This is a genomic window from Candidatus Colwellia aromaticivorans (genome assembly GCF_003333305.1).
Taxonomy (GTDB): Bacteria; Pseudomonadota; Gammaproteobacteria; order Enterobacterales; family Alteromonadaceae; genus Colwellia; species Colwellia aromaticivorans.
Map to the genome: position 1 here is coordinate 24,166 of NZ_QOLD01000082.1, position 26,704 is coordinate 50,869.

The 26,704-nt window shown below is 37.1% G+C and carries 24 protein-coding genes; 13 read left to right on the forward strand and 11 right to left on the reverse strand.

Annotated features, from left to right (window positions below):
- Window positions 1-31: 31 nt before the first annotated feature.
- Both ruvC and aspS read right to left on the reverse strand, forming a co-directional pair.
- A complete protein-coding gene (ruvC, locus tag DWA31_RS13415; protein WP_114327083.1) occupies window positions 32-559 on the reverse strand; it encodes a crossover junction endodeoxyribonuclease RuvC in 528 nt (175 codons plus the stop codon).
- A 95-nt stretch (window positions 560-654) separates the two neighbouring features.
- Window positions 655-2,439, reverse strand: coding sequence for an aspartate--tRNA ligase (aspS, locus tag DWA31_RS13420; RefSeq protein ID WP_114327084.1), 1,785 nt, complete (start codon window positions 2,437-2,439; stop codon window positions 655-657).
- Window positions 2,440-2,775: 336 nt separating this feature from the next.
- Between aspS and cmoA the strand changes: the two genes are divergently transcribed.
- The 4 genes from cmoA to DWA31_RS13440 all read left to right on the forward strand — a co-directional run bounded on the left by cmoA (window position 2,776) and on the right by DWA31_RS13440 (window position 9,211).
- Window positions 2,776-3,510, forward strand: coding sequence for a carboxy-S-adenosyl-L-methionine synthase CmoA (gene cmoA / locus DWA31_RS13425; RefSeq protein ID WP_114327085.1), 735 nt, complete (start codon window positions 2,776-2,778; stop codon window positions 3,508-3,510).
- Between the two features lie 224 nt (window positions 3,511-3,734).
- Window positions 3,735-4,703 carry a tRNA 5-methoxyuridine(34)/uridine 5-oxyacetic acid(34) synthase CmoB gene (cmoB, locus tag DWA31_RS13430; protein ID WP_114327086.1) on the forward strand — a complete coding sequence of 323 codons (969 nt, stop codon included), beginning with the start codon at window positions 3,735-3,737 and terminating at the stop codon, window positions 4,701-4,703.
- A 300-nt stretch (window positions 4,704-5,003) separates the two neighbouring features.
- Window positions 5,004-6,347: an anti-phage deoxyguanosine triphosphatase gene (locus DWA31_RS13435; RefSeq protein ID WP_114327087.1), complete on the forward strand. Its 1,344-nt coding sequence runs from the start codon at window positions 5,004-5,006 to the stop codon at window positions 6,345-6,347.
- Between the two features lie 359 nt (window positions 6,348-6,706).
- On the forward strand, window positions 6,707-9,211 hold the full coding sequence (locus DWA31_RS13440; protein WP_114327088.1) for a TonB-dependent receptor plug domain-containing protein: 2,505 nt from the start codon (window positions 6,707-6,709) through the stop codon (window positions 9,209-9,211).
- A gap of 241 nt (window positions 9,212-9,452) precedes the next feature.
- On the opposite strand, the gene DWA31_RS13445 is transcribed toward DWA31_RS13440, so the two are convergent.
- The 5 genes from DWA31_RS13445 to DWA31_RS13465 all read right to left on the reverse strand — a co-directional run bounded on the left by DWA31_RS13445 (window position 9,453) and on the right by DWA31_RS13465 (window position 16,420).
- Window positions 9,453-11,300 carry a protein kinase domain-containing protein gene (locus DWA31_RS13445; protein ID WP_114327089.1) on the reverse strand — a complete coding sequence of 616 codons (1,848 nt, stop codon included), beginning with the start codon at window positions 11,298-11,300 and terminating at the stop codon, window positions 9,453-9,455.
- 144 nt (window positions 11,301-11,444) lie between these two features.
- Window positions 11,445-12,704 carry a 2-oxo acid dehydrogenase subunit E2 gene (locus DWA31_RS13450; protein ID WP_114327090.1) on the reverse strand — a complete coding sequence of 420 codons (1,260 nt, stop codon included), beginning with the start codon at window positions 12,702-12,704 and terminating at the stop codon, window positions 11,445-11,447.
- 57 nt (window positions 12,705-12,761) lie between these two features.
- Window positions 12,762-13,739, reverse strand: coding sequence for an alpha-ketoacid dehydrogenase subunit beta (locus tag DWA31_RS13455; protein ID WP_114327091.1), 978 nt, complete (start codon window positions 13,737-13,739; stop codon window positions 12,762-12,764).
- Between the two features lie 2 nt (window positions 13,740-13,741).
- Entirely contained in the window at window positions 13,742-14,923 is a 1,182-nt protein-coding gene (locus tag DWA31_RS13460) for a thiamine pyrophosphate-dependent dehydrogenase E1 component subunit alpha (protein WP_114327092.1), read from the reverse strand.
- 444 nt (window positions 14,924-15,367) lie between these two features.
- Window positions 15,368-16,420, reverse strand: coding sequence for an aldo/keto reductase (locus DWA31_RS13465; RefSeq protein WP_114327093.1), 1,053 nt, complete (start codon window positions 16,418-16,420; stop codon window positions 15,368-15,370).
- Window positions 16,421-16,625: 205 nt separating this feature from the next.
- Between DWA31_RS13465 and DWA31_RS13470 the strand changes: the two genes are divergently transcribed.
- The 3 genes from DWA31_RS13470 to DWA31_RS17735 are packed head-to-tail and all read left to right on the forward strand — an operon-like array spanning window position 16,626 to window position 18,336.
- Window positions 16,626-17,057 (forward strand): hypothetical protein, encoded by a 432-nt coding sequence (locus tag DWA31_RS13470; RefSeq protein WP_114327094.1) that lies wholly within the window; start codon window positions 16,626-16,628, stop codon window positions 17,055-17,057.
- A 50-nt stretch (window positions 17,058-17,107) separates the two neighbouring features.
- Window positions 17,108-18,160: a diguanylate cyclase domain-containing protein gene (locus DWA31_RS17730; RefSeq protein WP_114327095.1), complete on the forward strand. Its 1,053-nt coding sequence runs from the start codon at window positions 17,108-17,110 to the stop codon at window positions 18,158-18,160.
- Complete coding sequence (locus tag DWA31_RS17735) at window positions 18,157-18,336, forward strand: diguanylate cyclase domain-containing protein (protein ID WP_281268635.1); 180 nt, start codon at window positions 18,157-18,159, stop codon at window positions 18,334-18,336. Before DWA31_RS17730 ends, DWA31_RS17735 begins: the two co-directional genes overlap by 4 nt.
- Before the next feature lie 131 nt (window positions 18,337-18,467).
- Here the strand turns inward: DWA31_RS17735 and astE are convergent, their stop codons facing one another.
- The 3 genes from astE to DWA31_RS13495 all read right to left on the reverse strand — a co-directional run bounded on the left by astE (window position 18,468) and on the right by DWA31_RS13495 (window position 22,093).
- A complete protein-coding gene (gene astE, locus DWA31_RS13485; protein ID WP_114327097.1) occupies window positions 18,468-19,583 on the reverse strand; it encodes a succinylglutamate desuccinylase in 1,116 nt (371 codons plus the stop codon).
- A gap of 171 nt (window positions 19,584-19,754) precedes the next feature.
- Window positions 19,755-21,431, reverse strand: coding sequence for a phosphoglucomutase (alpha-D-glucose-1,6-bisphosphate-dependent) (pgm, locus tag DWA31_RS13490; protein ID WP_114327098.1), 1,677 nt, complete (start codon window positions 21,429-21,431; stop codon window positions 19,755-19,757).
- 47 nt (window positions 21,432-21,478) lie between these two features.
- On the reverse strand, window positions 21,479-22,093 hold the full coding sequence (locus DWA31_RS13495; protein ID WP_114327099.1) for a replication initiation regulator SeqA: 615 nt from the start codon (window positions 22,091-22,093) through the stop codon (window positions 21,479-21,481).
- Window positions 22,094-22,205: 112 nt separating this feature from the next.
- Between DWA31_RS13495 and DWA31_RS13500 the strand changes: the two genes are divergently transcribed.
- The 6 genes from DWA31_RS13500 (at window position 22,206) to DWA31_RS13525 (ending at window position 25,688) form a co-directional block, all read left to right on the forward strand.
- Window positions 22,206-23,012: an alpha/beta fold hydrolase gene (locus DWA31_RS13500; protein WP_114327100.1), complete on the forward strand. Its 807-nt coding sequence runs from the start codon at window positions 22,206-22,208 to the stop codon at window positions 23,010-23,012.
- Between the two features lie 320 nt (window positions 23,013-23,332).
- Window positions 23,333-23,554 (forward strand): DUF2788 domain-containing protein, encoded by a 222-nt coding sequence (locus tag DWA31_RS13505; RefSeq protein WP_114327101.1) that lies wholly within the window; start codon window positions 23,333-23,335, stop codon window positions 23,552-23,554.
- Window positions 23,554-23,847 (forward strand): LexA regulated protein, encoded by a 294-nt coding sequence (gene ybfE / locus DWA31_RS13510; RefSeq protein ID WP_114327102.1) that lies wholly within the window; start codon window positions 23,554-23,556, stop codon window positions 23,845-23,847. The genes DWA31_RS13505 and ybfE overlap by 1 nt, the downstream gene beginning before the upstream one ends.
- A 13-nt stretch (window positions 23,848-23,860) precedes the next feature.
- Window positions 23,861-24,385, forward strand: a complete 525-nt coding sequence (gene fldA, locus DWA31_RS13515; RefSeq protein ID WP_114327103.1) for a flavodoxin FldA — start codon at window positions 23,861-23,863, stop codon at window positions 24,383-24,385.
- A 173-nt stretch (window positions 24,386-24,558) separates the two neighbouring features.
- Window positions 24,559-25,002, forward strand: a complete 444-nt coding sequence (fur, locus tag DWA31_RS13520) for a ferric iron uptake transcriptional regulator (protein ID WP_114327104.1) — start codon at window positions 24,559-24,561, stop codon at window positions 25,000-25,002.
- A gap of 227 nt (window positions 25,003-25,229) precedes the next feature.
- The gene (locus DWA31_RS13525; protein WP_114327105.1) at window positions 25,230-25,688 is read left to right on the forward strand and encodes a methyltransferase family protein; all 459 of its coding nucleotides are present in this window, start codon (window positions 25,230-25,232) and stop codon (window positions 25,686-25,688) included.
- Window positions 25,689-25,708: 20 nt separating this feature from the next.
- On the opposite strand, the gene DWA31_RS13530 is transcribed toward DWA31_RS13525, so the two are convergent.
- Window positions 25,709-26,278, reverse strand: coding sequence for a PhnA domain-containing protein (locus DWA31_RS13530; protein ID WP_114327106.1), 570 nt, complete (start codon window positions 26,276-26,278; stop codon window positions 25,709-25,711).
- Between the last annotated feature and the right edge of the window lie 426 nt (window positions 26,279-26,704).

Here is a 26,704-nt window from a genome sequence, read left to right on the forward strand (position 1 = left end):
TGCGATCAGTAACTCGATACTCGTAACTGAATTATCTCAGTCTTCCTCTGACAACTTTACTTGCTTGTCCTGCAAGTTTACCTAGACTTTGATGACTATTAGCATGACATATTGCCACGGCAAGGGCATCAGCAGCATCGGCTTGTGGCATACCTGGTAATTTAAGAATAGTTTTCACCATATGCTGAACTTGAGATTTATCTGCGCCACCAGTACCAACCACCGCTTGTTTAATTTGTCGAGCGGAGTATTCAGCAATAATTAAGTCATTATTAGTCGCCGCAACAATAGCCGCACCGCGCGCTTGACCCAATTTAAGTGCAGAATCAGGGTTTTTCGCCATAAAAACTTGTTCAATCGCGAACATATCTGGCTTAAATTGCATAATGATTTCAGAAACACCAGCAAAAATAGTTTGTAAGCGCGAACCAAGATCTTCGCCTTGGCTAAGCGCTTTGATGCAACCACTACCTAGATAGGTATAGGAGCGACCTTCATGTTTAATAACCCCGTAGCCGGTGAAGCGTGAACCGGGGTCAATACCTAAAATAATAGACATAAATTATAATGACGAGTTATTAATTATTAGTGACGAGTTACGAAGAAAATATTGCCCCTCTCTTCGCAACTCTCCAACTCGATACTAACGACTAATTACTCAGCGTTTTCTTGCTGAGGAATGACTTGTACACCCAACTCAGCTAACTGAGCAGTATTAGCATTACCTGGTGCATTCGTTAATGGACATGCTGCTGTATTCGTTTTCGGAAATGCCATCACTTCTCGAATAGAGCTAGCACCAGTCATTAACATCACTAAGCGATCAAGACCAAAAGCTAAACCTGCATGTGGCGGCGCACCATATTGTAAAGCCTCAAGTAAGAAACCAAATTTCTCTTGTGCTTCTTCGTCATCAATCCCTAATATTCTAAACGCAGCAGACTGCATGTCTTGGTTATGAATACGCACTGAGCCACCACCTAATTCACAGCCATTGAGCACCATATCGTAAGCATCTGACAAAGCACCTAATGGGTTAGCCTCAAGCTGCTCTGGTGTACAGTTAGTGGGTGCAGTAAATGGGTGATGAAGTGCATGCATTCGACCATCTATTTCTTCAAACATAGGGAAATCAACAACCCATAATGGTTTCCAGTCACCTTCTAGTAACTCTAAATCTTCACCTAATTTAAGGCGAAGCGCACCTAGTGATTCAGTTACTACGTTATAATTATCTGCGCCGAAAAATATAATATCACCCGTTTTAGCATTAGTACGTTCAAGTAACGCTTTTGCAGCTTCTGCTGACAAAAATTTCAAAATTGGTGATTGTAAACCTTCAAGCCCTGTGGCTAAAGCGGCATCAATATCGTTAACCTTCATCCATGGCATACCTTTAGCGCCATAAATGCCAACAAACTTTGTCAGATCATCAATGCCTTTTCTTGAGAATTTAGCTGCGCCACCTGACGCACAAATAACAGCAACACGGCCATTCTCGTCATTTGCAGGGCCAGAGAATACTTTAAATTCTACATCTTTGAGTATATCAGCAACATCTACTAACTCTAACGGATTACGTAAGTCAGGTTTATCAGAGCCAAAACGTCGCATTGCTTCGCTAAATGGCATTGATGGAAATTTGCCAAGATCAACATCAAGCATTTCTTTAAATAGCTCTCTAATCATGGTTTCACTAACATCCATGACTTGTGCGCTACTCATAAATGAAGTTTCAATATCTATTTGAGTGAATTCAGGTTGTCTATCAGCACGTAAGTCTTCATCACGAAAACATTTAACAATTTGATAATAACGTTCCATACCCGACATCATTAACAATTGTTTAAATAACTGTGGAGATTGCGGTAAAGCGAAGAACTTGCCTTTGTGCGTTCTACTTGGAACTAAATAATCACGAGCACCTTCTGGTGTTGCCGCAGTAAGAATAGGCGTTTCAATATCTAAAAAACCTAATGCTTCTAATGAACTACGCACCTTTGAAGTCACTTTCGCACGAAAGCGCATACGTTCAGTCATTTCAACACGGCGTAAATCAAGATAGCGATATTTTAAACGCTGCTCTTCTGAATTGTTTTGGTTTGAATCAAGTGGTAAAGGTGCAGATTTATTCAGAATAGTCAGTTCAAGACCTAGTATTTCAATCGCACCTGTTTTCATGTCTTTGTTAATTTGACCTTCAGGTCGAGCACGTACTTTACCTTTAAGTTGAACACAAAATTCATTACGCAAGGTGTTGGCAATAGCAATCACTTCAGGAAGATCAGGATCATAAACAACTTGAACTAAACCTTCTCGGTCACGTAAATCAAGAAAGATAACAGCGCCTAAATCACGACGGCGATTAACCCAGCCACAAAGAGTGACTTCTTGACCAATATGAGATTCGTTAACTTCACCACAATAAAGACTACGCATGTATTTTTTGCCTTGCTACTTTAATAATTAAAAATTGACGCTAACTGAAATGACTTTAGCTAGCGATAAATGCCGCATATTATAAAGCAAAGATTAGTAAAGTCACCCCGTTAAAACGATAATAGTAATTGAAGTAATGAATAGATCATTCAGCGAGAATTAAAAGGCGTAGAGGCAAGGAATTGATTGAAGAGAATGCCTTACCTAAAGACGTTTATAATTCCAGATGAATCATGTATTTTCAAGTGGAACGGGTATATTTGTTTTTATATCCAATCAATATCAGTTAAAATACGCTCACTTATCCGAGCAATAATGTATAAATGATTAATTACTATGCGCACTCCTGATACCGATTTAATTTATTCAAATCCCCAAGCCCAAGTGAACGATTTTGCTTTTGATGCACAAGTAGTGGAAGTTTTTCCCGATATGATCAGTCGTTCAGTGCCAGGTTACACTACAATTATTGATACCATTGGTCGCCTTAGCCAACAATTTGTACAAGACAACACCACTATTTACGACTTGGGTTGTTCATTAGGTGCAGCAACCTTAGCTATGCGCAAAGGGATTGAAGCTAAGCAGTGTAAAATTATTTCTGTTGATAATTCATCAGCAATGGTTGAACGGTGTAAAATGCATATTAATGCTTTTAAAGGCACCACACCCGTTGACGTTATTGAAGCGAACATTCAAGATATAGCAATTGAAAATGCCTCTATGGTGGTACTTAACTTTACTTTGCAGTTTATCGAAAAAACAGAACGACAAGGTTTAATCGATCGTATTGCACAAGGTATTAATGAGGGCGGCTTGTTAGTAATTTCAGAAAAAATATCCCATGGCGATTCTGTTATTGATGAACATTTAATCAATTTACATCATGACTTTAAACTCGCTAACGGTTACAGCGAACTAGAAGTTGCTCAAAAACGCACCGCATTAGAAAACGTCATGCGTACAGATTCAATAGAACAGCATATTAATCGCCTAAAAAGTGCCGGCTTTAAGCATGTATCCCCCTGGTTTCAATGCTTTAATTTTATCTCTTTTATTGCCATAAAATAAACTTAGGATAGTAGGATGAAAACAGATCGTTCATCCTTCCTTCGACAAGCTCAGGATGAACGGAAACACTCCGTTGGCCCTTCCTTCGACAAGCTCAGGATGAACGGAAACACTCCGTTGGCCCTGAGCGCGAAGCAGTCGAAGGGAGCAGTCGAAGAAAGACAAGCTCAAAATAAGTGAACAGCAAAGCATAGGTATTTAAACAACAACAAAATGAATTATTCATGACACATTTTAATAAATTTTATCAAGAAATTGCCACAAACCGTTTAAGTCATTGGTTAAATACACTGCCATCACAACTTGATTATTGGCATAAAAACAATCTTCATGGCGAATATAAACATTGGCAAAAAACGTTAGATGCCCTGCCATCAACACATACATCAGATATTGATTTGGTCAATAGTGTCACTGTTGGCTGTAAAGAAGATTTTAATGCGGGTGAACATAAGCGCTTAGAAAACTTGTTAAAAAAATTCAAACCTTGGCGTAAAGGCCCTTATCACATTCATGGATTACATATAGACACTGAGTGGCGAAGTGATTATAAATGGGACAGATTAGCCCCACACATCAGCGATTTATCAGGTAGATATGTTCTTGATATTGGCTGTGGTAGTGGTTATCACTTATGGCGTATGCGTGGTGCTGGAGCAAAATTTGTTGTCGGTATTGATCCAACCCAATTATTTTTGATGCAATTTAACGCAGTTCAACATTTTATTAATGATAACAAGGTAAATTTATTACCGCTAGGCGTCGAACAATTACCTGAGCTTAATGCTTTTGATAGCGTATTTGCGATGGGTGTTTTATATCATCGTCGTTCACCCATTGATTTTATTTATCAATTAAAAGCACAATTAGTTAAAGGCGGTGAACTAATACTTGAAACGCTAATTGTTGATGGAGATGAAAATACCGTATTAGTCCCTGGGGAACGCTACGCTAAAATGCGGAATGTCTGGTTTTTACCTAGCGCTAAAGCCATGTGTGCTTGGTTAGAGCGCTGTGGTTTTACAGATATTCGTGTGGTTAACACCGATATTACCGCACTTGATGAACAAAGAAAAACTGACTGGATTGACACAGAATCACTATCTGACTTTCTTGATCCCCTTGATAATAGTAAAACGATTGAAGGTTACCCTGCCCCACAACGAGCCATTTTTATTGCCACTAAACCATAAATAAAAAGCTTACAGCAAGTGTTCTTACTGTTATTTACCATTGCTTTTAATCACTACTAAACCGCGATCAATTTGATCGCGGACTACTTTACTTTTTAACACCACAGTACAAACTCTACACTGACATACACGATGATTTTTATAAAATTTATTATATTTTGTCTTACGGTCATTATATAAAAAATTTCATCTCTATATTCATTTATAAAATAGCATGTTAAGGTGAATTTTTAAGCTAAGCCCCTTTAAAAACACTCTTTAAAAAGATAGCTTTTAATAAAATGATAGGTTTGTAATCTAATGGATAAAGTTTGGTTAGAACGACGGTTGAAGAAGGTATCAAAGAGACAACAAGATCACCGAGACCCCTTTCAACGTGATCGAGCTCGAATATTACATTCAGCAGCCTTTAGACGTTTACAATCAAAAACCCAAGTTATGGGCAGTGGACAAAGTGACTTTTATCGTACTCGCTTAACTCATTCACTTGAAGCCGCCCAAATTGGTTCTGGCATTACCTCGCAGCTTCGTTTCAAATATCCGACACTCTGCCAAGTTTTGATTCCAGACTCTGATAGTTTAATTGAAGCCATTTGTTTAGCGCATGATATTGGTCATCCCCCATTCGGCCACGGGGGTGAAGTTGCCCTACATTATATGATGCGTGATCACGGCGGCTTTGAAGGTAATGGGCAAACCTTTAGAATTGTTGCTCGTCTTGAGCCTTTTAGTGAACACCACGGTATGAATTTAAGCCGCAGAACTTTACTCGGTTTAATGAAGTATCCACAAGTATTAGAACAACTAAACAAACCAATACGAAATGGTGCTATTGATAATTTTAGACAACTCAAAGCCAGTGAATGGCACCCTCCCAAAGGCTTATATAGCGATGACAGCGAGATCATTGATTGGTTATTATCCTCTTTATCCGTCACTGACCGTAAACTTTTTCAACAAATAGATGTTAAAGAGAATGGTCATAATAGAACAAGGTTTAAATCACTTGACTGCTCAATCATGGAACTAGCAGATGATATTGCTTATGGCATTCATGATCTTGAAGATGCCATTGTTACTGGCATAGTCAATCAACATGACTTTGAATCACACGTTATCAACAAACTAAAATCATTGGATGATCAATGGCTTGAGAAATACTCTCAAACGTTAACCGCTAAACTATTTAGTGAGCAACACCACTTACAAAAAGATGCTATTGGCGGTTTGGTTAATTACCTGATTACTGCTATTGAGTTAACTGATTTGAATGAACTAAACGACGATGTGAATTTTGAAGAAAATATACTTAGATATAACGCAACCTTACCAAAAGTCACCCTGCAAGCATTACAAATTTTTAAAGACTTCGTTTATAACTTTGTTATTAAACAAACTAGCATTCAGCGACTTGAATATAGAGGGCAACAAATAGTTATGGAATTATTTGAAGCGCTGTCTTCTGACCCATTGAGATTACTACCCAGTAATAGCGCTAAGCGCTGGCAATATGCTTTGGATAATGATGACAATGCCCATAGAGTAATTGCTGATTATGTTGCCGGTATGACTGATGAATATGCCAGTCGTTTGCATCAAACATTATTTGTTGCCCGTGCTGCTGGTTCATACCAGTTAATTTAGTATTTAAAATACTAGATACTTTTTATTTGTCTTTCCTGTAAATATTTCTATACACTTTTAATTAAAGCTAGTGAAAAAAATTGTATCACTGCCTTGAATTTTAGTTATTTTCTATGCAGTCTTATCAGTCAAACAAATAACTTATCTATCTATCTATGTATCTATCTATCTATGTAGTAAATAATAAACCGATAAAGTATGGTAAACACAGTGTTTTAGCCCTTTCCACTCTAAATAAGGTCAATTATTACAATCAGCGTTATGAAAACCCATTATAAAAAACATAATAATTACGCCCCGAATATTTACATCGGTGTGATAATTTATTATAACAACAAAAGACTAAAGGATAACAAAACATGACAGTTAAATTTAAACATAGTGCACTTGCGATAGCAGTGTATTTATCGCTAGCAGGCACTTCAGCAATAGCACAAGATAGTAATGCTGATAGCGCTAAAGATTCAGATATAGAGCGTATAGTTACCGTTGGTACCCGTATGTCTAACCGTACAGTGGCAGACAGCCCTGCACCCATTGATATTATTTCAGCTGAAGCGATTAAAAACTCGGGTGCAACTAGCACGCCTGATATGCTTCGCAAACTTGCCCCTTCATTTAACATGAACAATACCACAACGTCTGATGGCCAAGATTTAATGCGCCCTGCTTCACTAAGAAGCTTAGGGCCAGATCAAGTATTAGTATTAATCAACGGTAAGCGCCGTCATCAACAAGCCGTTGTTGCTGTACAAGAAAATGTTGGTCGCGGTAGCGCTGGTACAGATCTTAGCTCAATTCCAATGACCGCTATTTCTCATATTGAAATATTGCGCGATGGTGCGGCAGCTCAATATGGCTCTGATGCGATTGCCGGTGTTATTAACATTGTTCTTAAAAATAACGGTGGTGGTACAGTTTGGGCTCAATATGGCGAAACCAGTGAAGGTGACGGTGAAAGCTATGAGCTAGGCGCTAACTATGGTTTTGATATTGGTGACAAAGGTATGTTAAACCTTACTTTTGAATACGCTGATAACGGTGAAATGAATAGAGCAACGGCGGTAGATTGGTATGGCAGTATTCCAGAGCCAAGAGTCTTATTACTTGTTGGTGAAGCCGAAACTGAAATGACTAGCCTATGGGCAAACTTTTCTTATGATTTAGGTGAAGGTAGTGAATTATACGCTTTTGGTGGTTATACTGCCAAAGAAGGTGAATCTCTTGGTTTTTACCGCCCTGCTGCTGATGACCGTGTATGGAGTACATTATTCCCAGAAGGCGTAACACCAGGGTTAGGCACTCAATCTGAAGATTTCTCAATGGCGGTGGGTTATAAAACTGAAATTGGTGATTGGGGACTTGATGCCAGTATTGTTACCGGCGAAAACCGTTTCGAATTCAGTAATACAAACTCTCTTAATGCCAGTTACGGACCAAGCAGCCCAACATCAGCTTATGATGGCGCGCTTGTTTTTAGTCAAACTACCTTTAATTTAGACGCTGTAACCGCCATTGATTTAGGACTTTACGATGAGACCGCTATCGCTATCGGTGTAGAGTATAGAATAGATGGTTATGAGCAAGAAGCCGGTGATGAAGTCACTTATGCTCGTGGTAACGTCCTTTGTGGTGAGTCTGTAAACCCTACGGGCTCTACAGATTCTACAGACAAAAATGATTGTAGTTATATTGATCCTGAAGATGGCCTAGTAAAACTGGCAGTTACAGTTCCTGGTATGCAAGGTTTCCAAGGTTACAGCCCTGCCATGGCAATAGATACCGATAGAAAAAGTTTTGCTATCTATTTAGACACTGAAACCTATTTAACTGAAGACTGGTTAGTTGCTGCAGCAGTTCGCTATGAAGATTACGATGACTTTGGTAGTACTGTTATTGGTAAGCTATCAACGCATTTAACCTTAACTGACAACTTTTCACTGCGTGGCTCGGCTTCAACAGGTTACCGAGCACCGGGTATGCAGCAGTCTAACTTTACCCAACGCTCAATTACATTAACTAACGGTGTACTAGCAGATACAGTAACCTTGCGTCCTAATGATGCATTGGCACAAGAGCTTGAATTTAAAGAGCTAGAAGAAGAAACCTCAACTAATATCTCTGTTGGTTTGGTATACACCAGAGACAGCTTCTCATCTACCCTTGATGTTTATCAAATAAACATTGATGATCGCATTGCCTATTCTGGCAACATTCAACGCGGTATTAGTACTCCTATAGACGACTTTTTTGATCGCCATTCTGGTACTGGTGATATATTAGATGGGGTAAAAAATGTATCTATATTCACTAATGCTATTGATACTGAAACCTTCGGTCTTGATTGGGTAAACCAATATACCCAAGAATTAGAAGACCTTGGTAGCGTTGTCTACGAACTTGCTTATCACCATAACAACACTGAAGTGACTAATATCAATACTTCATCATCAATAGTCCCTAATGAAGTAGTTTTTGATTCTGCTCAGATATTGTTAGTCGAGAAAGGCCAGCCACAAGACAGATTAAGTGTTTCTGCCATGATGGATTTAGATAGTTGGTCAGTAACGGGTCGTATGACTTATTACGGTGAAGTATCAACTGCCGCTTACGGAACGCCAGCTAATACCTGGGGCGCGAAAAGCTTATTTGATTTAACTGCTCGCTGGCATGTAACGGATCAAATAGATGTTAGTGGCGGTATATTAAATCTAACGGATGAATACCCTGATGACTGGGGCGATAATGCTATTGCATCAGACGGTACTGATTTCCGAAAACTTGGTTTTCAATATGGTTGGTCAAGCTTTCCATTTTCACTTGCCGGACGTGAGTATTATGTAAGAGCATCATATAGCTTTTAATGGTGAGTAATGCCGTAACATAAAGTTTTGATCTAAAAGCCAGCATTTTTTGCTGGCTTTTTATTTGCTCAATCCCAATAAAAGCAAAATAAAAAGTAACTATTCACCTATCGTCACTCCCGAGGTCTTTAAATCGGGAGTCTAGGCTTTTAAACACTGAGATTCCAGCTCAAGAAATAACTGGAATGACGGGAATGCTAGGTATGGTGAATAGTTACAGTAAAAATAGCTTTGCCGTTAATTATATGAGTTTGGGATTTTTAGGATAAAAACGCTCGGGTAAACTACTAATATGTTCAAAAAAGCGAGTGTCCTTATAGGGCAATTTCATAAAACCAGAAATACCAATACCATTAATAGTCGGTAATAGCGTCATAATTTCAGCTAAACATTGGCTAAATTCATTTTCTTTATCATGATTTAAAAGCATCAAGTAACTATGAATTTTTAAATGGGTGGGCAACACTTCAAAAATAATACAACCGGTATGATGAATAAGGTTTAACCTTGCCAATACAGCCATCAACTCATCAGGTAAATACAAATATTCATCTGGGTCTTTACCATCCTCAAAATAAGAATGTAGCCGCGTAATATCATCCATGTCTGCAACATCACTCACCTCAAACGCAATACTCTGGTCAGACAAAGCATAAAATGGGGTATTCTGATCTTCACGTTCCACATGTAAGGTATTACGTGCATTAAACAAGCAGCTTTTAAATACCCCAATGCGAAATATTCCCTGGGCCAAATGAATAATATTATTTACAGCACTTTCAAAAGAGGTTTTTAAACTCGGTTCAAACAAGGTTAAATTAGAGTCGATATAAACGCCCTCTTTCGCCCAACGAATTGCTAACCCGCCTACCACAGGAAAATGACCTAAACGGCTTAAGGCTGCAATAAATGCTTTTTCATTATCACCCATACCCATTAAGTAATTTTTATAATATTTCTCTAACTGCACATCATCTATATCATCTAAGCTTTCACCGTTAGACTCTTCTCGTAAAAAAGACTTACGAGAACCATAGACTACCGTATCAATTGCTTCTTTTTTAGGTTTAGTCCACACGGGAATTAGTGGTTCACTTTTAATAACAGTTGGTTTATCTGATAAAACTAATTGCTTTAAATAAGATAAATTATTGAAAAAATAATCTCCGCCCTGACAGCGCTGCTGTTCATCATCACTAAGCATTGCCATTAGCACATTCGCTAACATTTTTGGTAAACCTAACGAATTAGGCGTGATCACGTTTGATCCATAGCGACATGACTGACCAGAAGCTATCGCATAGAGTGTTGCAGCTAAACCTTGTTCATCGAAACGCGGTGACGATAACCCGCCATTTATTTGCTCTGGGCCAATAAAGTAAACATCACCTAGCCTGGCATTACTGTGCTGCAAGTCACTACTCATTAGATCCATTATATTGTTGCTAGTTGTCTGTCCGTCAACATCGAGCTGAGCAATAACTGAAGAGCCCCAATCAATTAACTGTACTAATCCTGTTTCCTCATCAAATACCACGTTAGAAGGTTTTATATCGCCATGTACATAGGGTTTATTATTCGTATGAGCATTAACATCACGTAAATAGATTAATATGTCAGCTAATTGAATAGCAATACTAACCACGAGTTCTGGTGAAAGTGGGCCTTGTTGCTGTGAAAGCTGTTCTAAGTCGATACCCGGTGCGCGAGTCATCTGTAAAATAGATTGTCGCTTTATTTTTTGATAGTCAATAACGTAAGGAATTTGGGTATGGTTTAACTGACTTTGAATATCAGCTTCTTCGCTAAGTCTGTCTTGTACATGTTGTGGTAAGTTAAGTCTTGAGAATTTAAACACCACCTCATCACCAACACTGTTATTACCGCAAAACACAAAACCATAAGCTCCCTTACCCAGTAAGGCGATATTTTTATAACCAAGGTGTTTTAGTTGTTGCTGGCAAAGATCAACCCACTGTTTTAATTTTGTAGCGTCTTTATGATTGAGCAGGTAAATAGATTGCTCTTCAGCAATGTAGAAATGTTGGAGTTTCTGTTCAGTACTTTTTTCTGATTGGCTTGCTGTCACAAAGGTACCTATTCTCGAAAATAGCAATCTTATTCAATAACATATTACCTTTTTTAAGGTGAAAATTTAAATAAAAAGAATAGCTTGATAGTAAAAAATAAAAATGGCGGATTTCGAAACTCAATACCCGCCACTCGCAACTTGTTAACGCATATGCACTAACATGTTACTTGGATTTTCAATAAATGATTTCCATAAATTACAAAAACGCGCAATGCTACCACCATCAATAATTCGGTGATCACCAGACCAACTTACTTGCATTATGCTACGCGCTTCAACAATGCCTTGTTCGTTAAACCTTGGCAGTGTTTGTAATTTACCTAGCGCAACAATAGCCGCTTCAGGCTTGTTAATAATAGGTGTAGCTACCGTGCCACCAATAGCACCAATATTAGATATTGTGATAGTACCGCCTTTTAAATCAGCCTGTTGCACTCTACCACTGCGCGCGTCAACAGTTAAACGGGTAATATCTGTGGCTAAGTCTACAATTGATTTGTTTTGTACTTGTTTTACATTAGGTACTAATAATCCTACTTTTGAATCTACCGCCATACCGATATTATGATCATTAAAATAGGTTAGCTCGGTACAGTCATCATTAACTTGGCTGTTTATTACAGGGAACTCTTTTAATGCTAGCGACATAGCTTTCATAAAAAATGGCATCATGGTTAGCTTAATGTCTTGCTTGGCATATACCTCTTTGAGCTCTAGACGCAGCTTGATTAGTTCTGTCATGTCGATTTCTTCACAATAAGTAAAGTGAGGAATGGTGCTAACCGAATTAACCATCGCTTTTGCCATTAACGCTTTAATACCCTTTATTTTTTCAACATAGCTAGGCTCAACACCTGTAGAAGAAGCCTGAGTTTGAACAGCAACAGTGTTGCCAGCTTTTTCGAACATTAAAACGTCATCTTTATACACTCGCCCTTTTTTACCTGAGCCTGTCACTTCACTAATATTAACATCTAGCTCACGGGCAACACGACGAACAGCAGGGCTAGCAACAGCTTTACCCTTTGTTTGTCTTTGCTCTATACTTGGTGTTTCTTTTTTATCTGACTCAGCACTAGGCACTTCTTTTACAGTTTGTTCGGCTTCTACTTCAGCCTGCACATCACTGAGCGCTTCTTTGGGTTCACAACTTCCACCATCGTCAGTTGTAATCATTGAGAATAGCGGTAAATGTACTTTGGCTATTTCACCTTGCTTGTAAAATAGTTTATCTATTACGCCTGAATGCATTGCAGGAATTTGTACCAATGCTTTATCTGTCATCACATCAGCAATAGGTTGATCTTCAGCAACTGTTTCGCCTTCTTTAACTAGCCATTCAACTAGTTCACACTCAACGATACCTTCACCAATATCAGGTAATATAAAATCAATACTCATATTTTTTCCCTAGTACTCTTATCAGACATTTTTATCAATCACTCTTATCATCAAGTATTAGTAATTAAAACTGCGTTTAATCGCTTCATATATTTTTAAGTGATCACTTACGTATTCTTTTTCTAATGCCAACGGATATGGCGTATCTAAACCACAAACACGTTCTATCGGTGACTCTAAATGTAAAAAACATTCTTGTTGAATAGTTGCCGCTATCTCACTAGCAAACCCTGCCGTTAGTGGTGCTTCTTGGCTGACTAATAAACGACCCGTTTTAACTACCGAGTTTGCTATAGTTTCTATATCCCAAGGTAATATGCTTCGCAAATCAATAACTTCACAAGAAATTCCATCATTTGCAGCTAAATCAGCCGCTTTTTGTAAAACTTCCATTTGCGCGCCCCAAGCAAGTAACGTGATATCACTGCCCGTTTGCAGTACTTCAGCTTTACCAAGTGGTAATTGATAATCTTCTATCGGTACTTCACCCGTTGATGCTCGGTATAAGCGCTTAGGTTCAAAAAATATCACTGGATTGTCATCACGAATAGAAGCAAGTAACAGGCCTTTAGCTTGATAGGGATTGCGTGGAATAACCACTTTTAAGCCCGGAGTATGAGCGAAATAAGCTTCGGGTGATTGGCTGTGATACAAACCACCCGCAATACCACCGCCATAAGGCGAGCGAATAGTTAACTTACCTACGTCAAACTCATTACCACTGCGATAGCGAAATTTAGCCGCTTCATTAACAATTTGATCAAAGGCAGGAAAAATATAATCCGCAAATTGAATTTCAGCAATCGGGCGAGAGCCTTGTGCTGCTAAACCATTAGCAAAACCAATAATACCTTGCTCAACTAATGGTGTGTTAAAACAACGTAATTTTCCATATTTATCTTGCAAGCCACTCGTTGCACGAAAAACGCCACCAAAATGTCCAACATCTTCACCAAAACATAAGGTGGAATCATCTTCACCCATAGCGATATCAAGCGCATTATTAATGGCTTGTAACATATTCATTTTTGCCATGATTAAAATTTCCCCGCAGTAAATGGATAGGCTTCTGGGTATTTATTAACGTGCATTTTCACTTGTTCTAATTGCGCTTTCAATTGGTTTGAAGGGACATCATAAACATCAGTAATTAAAGTATCGATATGAGGTTTACTCATTTTTTCGGATACTTTAACTGCAGCTAATACCTTTTCGCGAAGTTTTTCAAACAATGCTTTTTCTTTGTTTTCATCCCACCAATTTTCTGCCAACAGCCAATTTTTCATTCTTAAAATGGGATCATTAGCCTGCCACTTAGCTTCTTCTTCTCGAGTACGGTAGCCTGATGGGTCATCAGACGTTGAATGTGCGCCTAAACGATATGACATAGCCTCAACCAATACGGGAACATTCTCTTTTAAAGCAACCTTACGCGCTGTTTGTGTGGCTTTAATAACGGCCAAAATATCATTACCATCTACTCTTAAGGTTTTAATACCATAACCAACACCACGTGAAGCAATACCATTGCCTTTATACTGTTCATCTGACGGTGTTGAAATAGCATAGCCATTATTGCGACAAAAAAAGATCACAGGGGCTTCATGTACCGCAGCCATATTTAAACCCGCATGAAAATCACCTTCTGATGCCGCACCTTCACCAAAATAACAAAGAGTAACTGCGTCTAAGCCTTGTAACTTTTGACCATAAGCATAACCTGTTGCTTGTGGGATTTGTGTGCCTAGAGGAGAAGAAACCGTCATATAGTTCAATTCGTTTGAACCATAATGAATTGGCATTTGTCGGCCTTTACCTAAATCTTTTTCATTAGAGAACATTTGGTTCATAAAGTTTTCAAGACTAAAACCACGAAACATTAATGCGCCTTGTTCACGGTATTGGCTCATGATCATATCTTGTGGCTTCAAACCTGCTGCGCCACCAACACTGGCGGCTTCTTCGCCTAATGCCGCCATATAAAAGCTTAAGCGACCTTGGCGCTGTGATGCCACCATACGCTCATCTAATACGCGATGAAAAACGAAGGTTTTATATACCTTAACGGCAAGTGCTTCATCTATGTCAGGCATATCACTGCCTTCATAAACACTACCATCTTGTTTTAATATTTTTAATTCTGGAATTTCAACGCTGGTGCCGTCGATAAACGTAGGTTTATGTACAACGGGTCCCTCATTATAAAGCTCACTACTCATAACATTCTCTTATTTTAATTGTTCGTGCTATTAAATTGATAATAAATTGGCTGAACAAAATAGATGTGTAATTTTTATTTTTTACACTTATTATTTTATGCTTGTTTTATACAGACTTTATTCAATTTGAGTATAGTCAATAATTTGTAATAATCGCGCAAAACCTTACCTTTACGTTAACCATGACTCAAGATTATTGAACAATGAAATATAGCGACTTAAGTTGAAAGTGTGCAGAAATGTTTACAGCAAAAACAAAAAAAAGTAGTTTTATCAAAGGGATGAGTAGTTGAAAATAATTATAGAGGTGTGTGAAACATCATTAAAACTAACTAAAAAGTTAGTCTATAATAATATAAAACTATGATGTTCATTGCTTGTATAAGAAATAGAGCTAGATGATCTTTTTTGATATTTATCTAGTTAACAATATCCAGTTATTTATTAAAAAGGAGCTGGATATTGCTTTAATATAGCGTTAACTTCAATTATTAACTCTTTTGACAATTTAGTTTTAAAAGCGCTTATGTTTTCTTCTAACTGGTTCATTGTTGTTGCGCCAATGAGAGTAGAGGTAACACCGTTAACTTGATCACACCAAGCAAGTGCCAATTGTGCAGGTGTTATATCAAAATGCTTGGCTAAATCAACATAAGCTTGAGCTGCTGCATTGGTATTTTTTGTGTCTCTAAAGAGCCCTTTTCTTTGCATAAAAGTCCATCTACTTCCTTCAGGGCGAGCACCATTAAGATATTTCCCTGTCAGTAGCCCTGTTGCTAGAGGCGACCAAGGCAAGTAAGCAATATTTTCACGTACACAATTTTCAATTAAATAAGGCCAATCTTTGGTATGTAGTAAACTGAATTCATTTTGAATAGAAACCATTCGAGGCAAATCATATTTTTCACTTAAACGTAAATATTGATTAATTCCCCAAGAAGTATCATCTGAAAGGCCACAATAGCGAATTTTACCTGCTTTAACACTGTCAGCTAACCCTTGTAATATATCTAACATTTTCTCTATTTCTTCAGCAGTATCTTCTTTTAGAAAGCCTTTAGTATTGGGCCAATGATTACCAAAATGTGGCGACATACGATTAGGCCAATGTAATTGGTATAAATCAATATAATCTGTTTGTAAGCGCATTAAGGAACCATCAATCGCCTCTTTTACAGTTTTCCCTGAAATAGAGCTACCTTCACGTATGTATGAAAAACCTGGTCCGACTATTTTTGATGCAAGCACTATATCTTTTCGTTTAGAGGAATTAGCAGCTAACCAATTGCCTATTATAGCTTCTGTTTTACCATAAGTTTGTTCAGATGGAGGTATAGCATACATTTCAGCGGTATCAATAAAATTAACTCCCTGTGCTAAAGCATAGTCAATTTGAGCATTTGCATCTTGTTGATTATTTTGTAACCCCCAAGTCATACTGCCTAAACAAACTCGAGAAACATTCAAAGAACTACTGCCTAAAGGAACATACATCATAATATTTAATGACCATGGTAATAACTGTGACTAAATACTAGCAAAAGAATCCCCCTTTCACATAGAGGTTTAAATTATAAAAACCAATATTCAATCATTCTGGCTAAAAAAACTTATTTGAAGTAAATTAGTTGATTTTTTACCATAAGCCTATGTTTTAATATTATTTATTTCAGATAATTAACAAAAAGGAACATAAATAGATATGGATCATTTATCACTTCGTAAGCTGTCAATTATTATATTAATTGCATTAACTTCTATCGCTTTTATTCATGGTTATTCTTCAATACGTGTGGCCGAGCAAGTTGATGAAATTCAGCAATCATGGAGTGCATTTAGATCTCAAAATAATGAAAAAGCCCGCTTGATTAACTCCTTATATCAAGTAGTGGGTTACGGCGGCATGATACATAATTTTAAGAATTACATCCTACGAAAAGACTTTTCACACTTTGTTAAAGTTGAACGTTCTATGGGGGCAGCACAAGCTGTAGTTAAACAATATATCGCGTTGGGTACATCTCCAACTGAAAAATTGGTTTTATCTGATATTCAATCCACGTTAGACCACTATCAACAAGCGATTATACTGATTCGAGACAAGGTCGCGAAAATAGCACTAGTATTGAGATAGATAACTTAGTAAAACTGAGTGATGAGTTAGCATTACGTGGTTTAAAATTATTGCAAGATGAGATTGTTAGCGTGCATCCATTTTTTGCGGATAGAACGAACAAGCCTGTTTTAGCTTCTGCTCTTTATGCAGAATTAGGCTATGGCGGTATGATTCATTCATTTAAAAATTATATTCTTCGTCGTGATGTTAAATATAAGAAGAATGCCTTAAATTCAATAGGAAACATTGAAAACTTAATCAATGAGTATAAGCAACTAAGTCCAACGATAAGTGAAAAAACCGCATTAGAAGATATAATCTCTGTTTTGAATAAATACAAATCAAATATTGAGATTATTGATCAAGGCATTGAGCAAGATTTGTCGCCTGAAGAAATTGACGGTCAAGTTGAAATAAGTGATATCTATTCTTTAAGGGGCTTAAAAACCATTGAACAAGATATTATTTACCAAATAGAAAAAAAGTCTGACTTGTTAGGTGTTTTAATACAGGATGTTTATAACAAAGAACAGCAAAATGCGTTTATTGTTATTACATCAACTATCTTTATCGCCTTTTTTATCTATTGGGTTTTTACCCGTAAAGTAATTAACCCAGTAAAAAACATTTCAACAGTCATGTTGAAAATGTCTCAGGGTGAGGTTGATATTCCCATTTATCCGCAGGAGATACGTTATGAAAATGATCATACCGAATTGGGACAAATGCATAGTTCTTTACAAATATTTAAAGATAATGAAATAAAACGACAAGCTGCCGAAGAAAAAATAACTCGTCTTGCCTTAACCGATCCCCTGACAGGCTTAGCCAATCGCAATAAATTTGAGAGTAGTATCAATGAAATGGCGGCTTTAGCTAAGCGCGAAGATAAAATTATCGCGTTGTTAGCGCTTGACCTTGATAAATTTAAGCCAATAAATGATGAATATGGTCATGCTGCTGGAGATTTGATTTTAAAGTCGGTTGCTAATAATCTATCATTAATTTTTAGAGAAACAGATTTGGTGGCGCGCCTTGGTGGTGATGAATTTTCCGTTGTGCTTTACGCTCCAGACAACATAGAAAGCATAAAAAAACATTACAAAGAGTTATTGCATTGATTCCTACATCCGTACCTTATGGCAAGGATCAATTATCGGTTGGTATCAGCATTGGAGTAGCAATACATCAGCACAACGCTAACTTTGATTTAGATATATTAATGAATAATGCTGATACAGCTTTATATCAAGCAAAAGAAGCTGGAAGAAATACATATCGTATTTTTGATGAATAATCGATTAATTTGAGTAGTTTCAACGAAAAAAGTGATGACCAACAAAAGTTGAATCGTAAGTCGAGTTAGTGATAAAACTCATTGATATAAGTGAGTCATATTATTGAAGACCTCACTTCAACAGTAATAGTTTATTCTGGGTTAACTTCTACTGGAATTACCGTTAACAAGGCTCGTTGACCAATAGCAACATTAGCATTAGGGAAAATAATGGCCTCACCTGCTTTTTGAGTTTTAATTTCTTGTTCACCATCTGTTGCGATAACAGTGCCAATAGCAAAGTCAGTGAAATTCTCAACATCGTCGCTAAAGTGAAATTTAAAATCATCACTGTGACGGTCAATGATTTGGTCTATCGCAAAAAAGCTAAAATCTTCTTTGTTATATTCAGCTAGCGCTAGCGGTTGTCCTGAAATTAAAGCGGTTAAGCTGCCAATTACACCAGCAAAGTTTGTCATATCATTTTCACCAAAAGGCTTAACTTTACCTAGTTCGACAGTAAAAGCATGGGCGCCAAATTTATTTGACGAAAAGTAGCTAAATGTAGTGGTTGGCGAGTTAGAAAATAAAATAGTATTGATGCCACAAGCCAGCATAAATTGTAATTGCTCTTTTACCCAAGATTTATTGTGTCTAAATGGATAAACGGCAAATTTATCATTTTTAGAGCCTCGTATTGCTGTGTGTAGATCATAATGAAAGCGCTCACTGTTACGTTCTTTATAATTATTATTTTCATAAAAAATTTTTACGGTGTTTTCTAATAACAAAGCACGATGATGCTCTTTGTTAATCAAAACTTCACCCTGCCCCTTATGTAATGAAGAACCTTGTGAATGAGCACCGCTAAAGAGTCGATTAAGGTTTTCTTCAACAAAACGATGTCCGATATTAATAGCAGGAGGATTACCAAATAAAAATAGCGTTCTATTTTCTAGGTGTAACTTTCCTAAAATTAGTTGTTTGATTAGCTCATTGCATATTTCAATGGGTGCAGTTTCATTACCGTGAACAGCACTAGATAAAACGATATCTTTACTTGAGGTGTGGTTTAACGGTTCAAAAATTATAATGCCAGTATCAAGTACTGATACTTTAGCTTTTGATGAGTTCTGTGTGCATTTGACTTCAAAATTAAACGCAGCCATCGAAAATTCATGACTACGCGTTAAATGTAAAAAGTCAGCTGTTTTTTGAAGTTGATATTGTAGCTGTGATGCCGATAAACTCTCTTGTAAATATGCCATGGTTAACCTTTATAATTGTCCAATCGTAACTACTCATCTATCGTCACTCCCGAGATGTTTTAATCGGGAGTCTAATGTTTAAAACTGGCAGATTCCGGCTTAAGACACAACCGGAATGACGTGCACGCTGGGTATGGTGAATAATTACGTCCAATCTATATACTTGCTTAATTACAATCCTGCCGCTTTAAACGCAGCACTTACAATATCTTGGGCTTCTTTTATAATGGTTTGCAAATGTTGTTCATCAATAAAACTTTCAGCGTATATTTTATAGATTTCTTCAGTGCCCGATGGACGTGCAGCAAACCAACCATTATCAGTAACGACTTTAATACCGCCAATAGCAGCATTATTTCCCGGTGCATGAGAAAGAATTTGTACTATTTTTTCACCTGCTAACATCTCAGCAGTAACATCATTACTCGATAGTGCTGTGAGAACTTTTTTCTGTTCAAATGAAGCAACCGCTTCAACACGGCCATAATAGGGCTCACCTAGCTCGCTAACCAACTCAAGGTAATGCTGATATGGGTCTTTACCAGTAACGGCTAATATTTCAGCGGCCAATAGCGCCATAATGAAACCGTCTTTGTCGGTAGTCCATGTGCTACCATCACGAGCTATAAATGAAGCGCCAGCACTTTCTTCACCGCCAAAAGCGTAGCTTGAATCACCTAAGCCGTCGACAAACCATTTAAAACCTACCGGTACTTCTGATAATGGTCTATTGATATTTTTCGCTACGCGATCAATGAGTGAACTAGACACAAGTGTTTTACCTATTTTACTCTTTTGTGGCCAACCTCTATGTGTCATCAAATAGTTGATAGCAACGGCTAAATAGTGATTCGGATTCATTAAACCACCGCTTTTAGTCACTATGCCGTGTCGGTCAAAATCTGGATCATTACCCACACTAATGTCGAAATCATCTTTCATCGCAATAAGACCAGCCATCGCATAAGGGGATGAACAATCCATGCGAATTTTACCGTCTTTATCAAGCGGCATAAAAGCAAAGCTGGCATCAACAACCGGATTGACAATAGTAATACTAATACCGTATTTTTTAGCGATAACGGGCCAATAAGCAATACCTGAGCCACCAAGGGGATCCACACCTATAGTTACACCTGACTTGGCTATAGCCTGCATATCAATAACTTGTTCAAGTTGACTAACATACAGTTCAATAAAATCTTGCTGCGTTAACAACTCAGATTCTAATGCTTGAACATAAGGCAGTTGTTTAACATCAACCAAGCCTGTTTTAATGAGCTCATTTGCTCTTTGTTCAATTTGTTTAGTTATATCTCCTTCTGCTGGTCCACCATGTGGCGGGTTATACTTAATACCACCATCAGTTGGCGGATTATGTGAAGGCGTGATAATAATACCATCCGCAATTGAGCACTCATCATGGGTTTTATTATGTGAAATAATAAGTCGAGAAATCACGGGCGTAGGTGTAAAGCCAGCATTTGTTTGAGACCTTGATAAAACATCATCTTGAATAACAACATTCACACCATTGGCAATGAACACTGAGATTGCACTCGCAAAAGCAGGTTCAGACAAGGCATGAGTATCTTTACCTAAAAAAAGTGGCCCGGTAATATTTTGCGCTAAACGATACTCAGCAACGGCCTGACAAATAGCAATAATATGCTGTTCATTAAAGCTGACTTTAGCTGCTGTGCCTCGGTGGCCAGAGGTACCAAAACTCACTTGTTGAGCGATAATATCTACATCAGGTGTTTTGAGATAATACTCACTGACTAATTGGCCAAGATTAACTCTATCTTCTGGACGAACTGGCTTACCTGCATGCGGGTGAACAGACATATTATTCCCTATATTTGAATGACTACTTGTAACCTAAGAACTATTTTTTACAATAACTCACGTATTTTTATTACATCACTCTCATCGTAACCTAATAAACTTGCCGCTTCTGTTAACATCATTTTTTTACGCGTTGTGTTTGAGTTGGTAATAACCCAAAACGGACTTTGAGGAACTTGTTTCGGTTTAGTACTACTACCGCTCGCCGTTAGTATTTCTTCGCTCAAGGCAAAATATAAGCGTTTAGTTTTTCTCGCACTCACTTTAGGCGCTATGTTGGTTACTATATTAAATGTTTTTGGATGAGCTCTATATAAGGCAGCAAGAATTAATAAAAACCGGCCTACAGCACCACGCTGCATAGCGAGCTCTTCTTTATTAATGAAATTAAAAACGCTTTCTGAGCTAGTAATAATTTTTATTTCGCTACAATCAGTATCAACAATATCAGAATCTTTTACCTCTATATTTGGGGGGAATTCATCTTGTTTAGTATCATCACCTTTTAGTGCTGTTACTAGGTTAGATTCTGGAACTGACAGTTGGTTAGTATCATCAAGCGTGAGTAATCGACGTAAAATACTTGAAGCGCTCTCGCCAATAGCTTGTGTATTCGAAACAATATACAGATAAAGTTCATCGTCTATTTCAATATTTTTCATTTATCACTAACTTCTATAAATTTTTAATTGCCGCGAGATTATACCCAAATTCATGGTTATTTCATGGTAAAATTACCATAAGTTAAAAAATAAAAATAAATGAATAAATAAAATGACAAATATTAACCAACCAACACAACAACACCCTGGCCAGTTAAATTATCAACAACTAGGCGAAGGTAAGCATATTGTGCTAATTCATGGCTTATTTGGTAGTTTAGAAAATTTAAACATGGTTGCCAAAAACCTAAGCCTACATTATTGCGTTACAAGTATTGATGTAAGGAACCATGGCAATTCTTTTCACCAACAAAATATGGACTATCAAGTTTTAGCACAAGATGTCATTAATTTATTAGATAAATTGTCTATTGAAAATTGCCATATATTAGGTCATTCAATGGGAGGTAAAATTGCGATGAAGATAGCACTTTTATTTCCAGAGCGACTTAATAAACTTATTGTTGCCGATATTGCCCCAGTTAAATACCCGGCTCATCATTTGACCATTATTGAAGGCTTGAAAGCAATTGACTTAACACAAGTACATAAACGTACTGATGCGGATACTCAATTATCAAAATATGTAACTGACTCTAATGTAAGGCCGTTTCTACTGCGAAATTTAGCCCTAAATGAACAAAGAGAATTTCAATTCAAATGTAACCTGCATTATATTGAACAAGGTTACCAACAAATAATGCAAAGTATTAATGGTCAAACTGGCCAACAATTTAACGGTGATACTTTATTTATTAAAGGGGGTAATTCAGATTACATATTACCTGAACATCAAAGTGTTATAGCGCTACTTTTCCCTAAGGCTAAAGCTAAAATAATTCAAGGTGCGGGTCATTGGTTACATGCTGAAAAGACGGTAGCCTTTAATAAAATAGTAATAGATTTCTTAAAAAACTAGGGTCTGTTGATCTTTAACGGTTAAATTTTGTTCGCCTTTTTTAAAGAGAGTAAAGCGTTTTAATCGCGGTGAGTACTATGTAGCCTAATCATTCTAAGCAAATACTACTCAACAATGAGTAAAATGATTTTAGCCGACTCCTTAGGACAGAATAATGTTAAGCCCTTGATGAAGATCAACAAATTAACTTGGTAGTTAAGTTAGAGTTTTTAATCATAAGTATCATGAAAGTAAATGTGTTTAATGACATGACATGCTACAATGTCGCCAATTTTTTGGCTTACATCACTTGATGTATTTTTCATAGTGAAATAACACACATGCTAGCTGAACATTTGGAACTTATAGAGGCAATAGGCCTTAATTTATTTTTTCTTTTCATTTTTGGTTTTATTGGTTTATCCATTCACGATGTGATGAATAAAAATGATGTACCAAAAATGGGAAAATTAGTTGTTTATTTCGTACTGTTTTTAGGTTGTTTCGGTTTTATTGCCAAGGGAATTATTCAATTCGTCTGGGAAAGTCAGGGTGTTGGCTAATGGCAAAAGAGTTAACTGATTTAACGACTATTGACCTGTTTAATGAAGAAAAGCGTCCAGGGCGACCTAAAACGAACCCACATCCACGCAACGTACAAATTAAACTAAATAAACGTAATCAAGTAAAACGAGATAAGACTAAGGGTTTAAAGCGGGTTGAGTTTAAAATACACCATAGCTTATTTGAACAGTTAGAAGAATTGGCTAAGACTAAAGACATTAGCCGCAGTGAATTAATTGAATCGCTATTGATTGAATCTTTAGCACATAAAACAAATTTAATTGAAGTCTAAAAGGTAAATATCCATGGCAATCGTAGGTTTATTCTTCGGCAGTGATACCGGTAACACCGAAGCAATTAGTAAAATGATCCAGAAAAAACTGGGCAAAAAAATGGTCGATGTTAAAGACATCGCGAAAAGCACAAAAGAAGAAATTTCAGAGTTTGATATGCTAATTTTAGGCATACCTACTTGGTATTATGGTGAAAATCAGTGTGACTGGGATGATTTTCTGCCTGAGCTTGAAGAAGTTGACTTTACTGACAAGCTAGTAGCCATTTTTGGCTTAGGCGATCAAGAAGATTACGCAGAGTACTTTTGCGATGCAATGGAGCCATTACGTGATATTGTTGAAAGTAAAGGCGCTATTGTTGTGGGTAGCTGGCCTACCGAGGGTTATGAATTTGAAGCATCTAAAGCATTAATTGATGAAAATACTTTTATTGGTTTATGCATTGATGAAGACAGACAGCCTGAATTAACTGATGCACGTGTTAGTAAATGGGTTAGTCAACTTAATGATGAAATGTGCTTAGCTGAACTCGCTTAAACCTTAATATTTATAGGGCTTTAACTGCCGCTATTATCTAACAAAAAAGCTCAACAAGTGAGCTTTTTTGCTATTTAAAACTAAAAAAGCTGAATAAATACAACTAAGCCTTTATCCTTAGTCAATAACCTCATATACTTTTGAGCATTATCACCTTTAGAGAAATTATTTACATGGCAGATCAGAACGAAGAACTTAAAAGAGCCGGATTGAAAATCACCTTGCCACGTATTAAAATTTTAACTATTCTTCAAGAGCCAAAGAATCAACATATTAGCGCAGAAGATGTTTATAAGTTATTGTTAGAGCAACATGAGGAAATAGGCTTAGCAACGGTTTACCGCGTATTAAACCAGTTTGATGATGCCGGTATTGTTACTCGCCATCACTTTGAAGGTGGTAAATCAGTATTTGAACTTGCCCATAAAAAACATCATGATCATTTAGTTTGTTTAAAGTGTGGTAACGTAGTTGAATTTGAAGATGATGTCATTGAACAAAGACAGTCAGACATTGCTAAATCTCATAAAATCACGCTGACGAACCATAGTCTATATTTATACGGTGAGTGTGAAGATAAAGTCGCTTGTGAAAAATACCGGTTAACACATTTATAACACTATAGTTGCCTATCTAGCACAATCATCAATAAATTTTATCATTCCAGCTCTGTTTTATACTGATATAACATGGATGTTACATAGTAGAAATGCAGGATGCATATTCATCCTGAATCCAAATAAAAAGATAATCACACCTTTGACAACGGATTTCAAAGATGACGGTATCAATGTATTCAGGAAAAAATAAGTCAATACAAAAATAATTTATGGTAAAATAAAGTATGAGTCTAGCGTTAAAAGTTATTCCACCTGTACAGTTTATTATTTGTGCAAGTTTAATGTTTGGTTTAGCATCTTATTTCCCTCAATATCGTTTTACTTTATCACTTAGTTTTCCTATCATTATATGTTTAATAGTCTTAGCCACTATTATCGGTTCGTTAGCTTTATATGATTTTCATAAGCACAAAACCACTTATCATCCTCATACTCCTGAAAAAACTAGCACTGTAGTAGACTCTGGTATTTACGCTTACTCACGTAATCCTATGTATTTAGCATTAGTGCTAGTGTTACTCGCTTTAGCACTTTATTTTACAAACGTCACTTGCTTCGCCGTTATTCCGTTATTTATATGGTACATTACTCACTATCAAATAAAGCCTGAAGAACTGATGCTTAATAAACTTTTCCCAACTGACTACCAAGCTTACAGCCAAAAAGTACGGCGCTGGTTGTAAAAACTGATAACTATTTTTAACTAAGCTTTTTTCAAATACGCCGCAACCAAAACAATACGTGTTCCGTTTACTTTGCCTTCAATATGTTCTGGATTATCAGTTAATGAGATACCACGTACCATAGTGCCTTGTTTAGCGGTAAAATTAGCACCTTTTACTTTTAAATCTTTGATCAGAGTAACATTATCACCATCTTGCAATTCTGCCCCGTTACTATCTCGGGTTGGGCCATCAGTTTGTTCCGCTGCGATGCCCTGCTCTGCCCAAGTTCTTACATCATCTTCTAGATAGATCATTTCAAGTGCATCTTGTGCCCAGCTCTCTGTTGAAAGCTTATGCAACATACGATATGAAATGACTTGTACCGCAGGCTCTTGATTCCACATGCTATCATTTAAACAACGCCAATGATTTGCATCTAACGCTGTAGTCGATTCAATTTGAGATTGACAGTTTTGGCATATATAGACACATTGTTGTGCGCTTAAGTCACTTGTTGGAGGTACTGGAAATACTGATAAATTTATCGTTGCTGTGCAAAGCTCGCAGCTGTTATTACTTCGTTGTTGCAATGCTTGTTCGGTTGCCATGGTCATTCCTAATTAAAAACAAAATAGTCTAAATTTCAATATCTCGATTATAACATGCTATTTATCCTCATTAAATGTCATGTGGTTGTTCAGGACAATATATCTCCTGCATTGTCTTATATACCCGTGATACCTCAAAATGCGTGTTTCAGGATGCCTGAGCAATTCATGGTCAAGGCGCATCTTTTTATTAAGGGTTATTCAGGAGAATATGCTCCTGCATTCTCTAATAAGCTACTTCCATATAGCGCCCTTAAAAACAGATGCAACGAAGAGCATGATTTACTCAGACATCCCCGTAGGGCTGAGGGATCCCCATTTTAGTTGAACGCTTCTTTTTGGTAATTCAAAATGAAGTATTTTAAACTTTTTTCTATATAGTTCAGCGTGATACGCCTTTTGAATTGCTTTATTACTTGTTTGGCT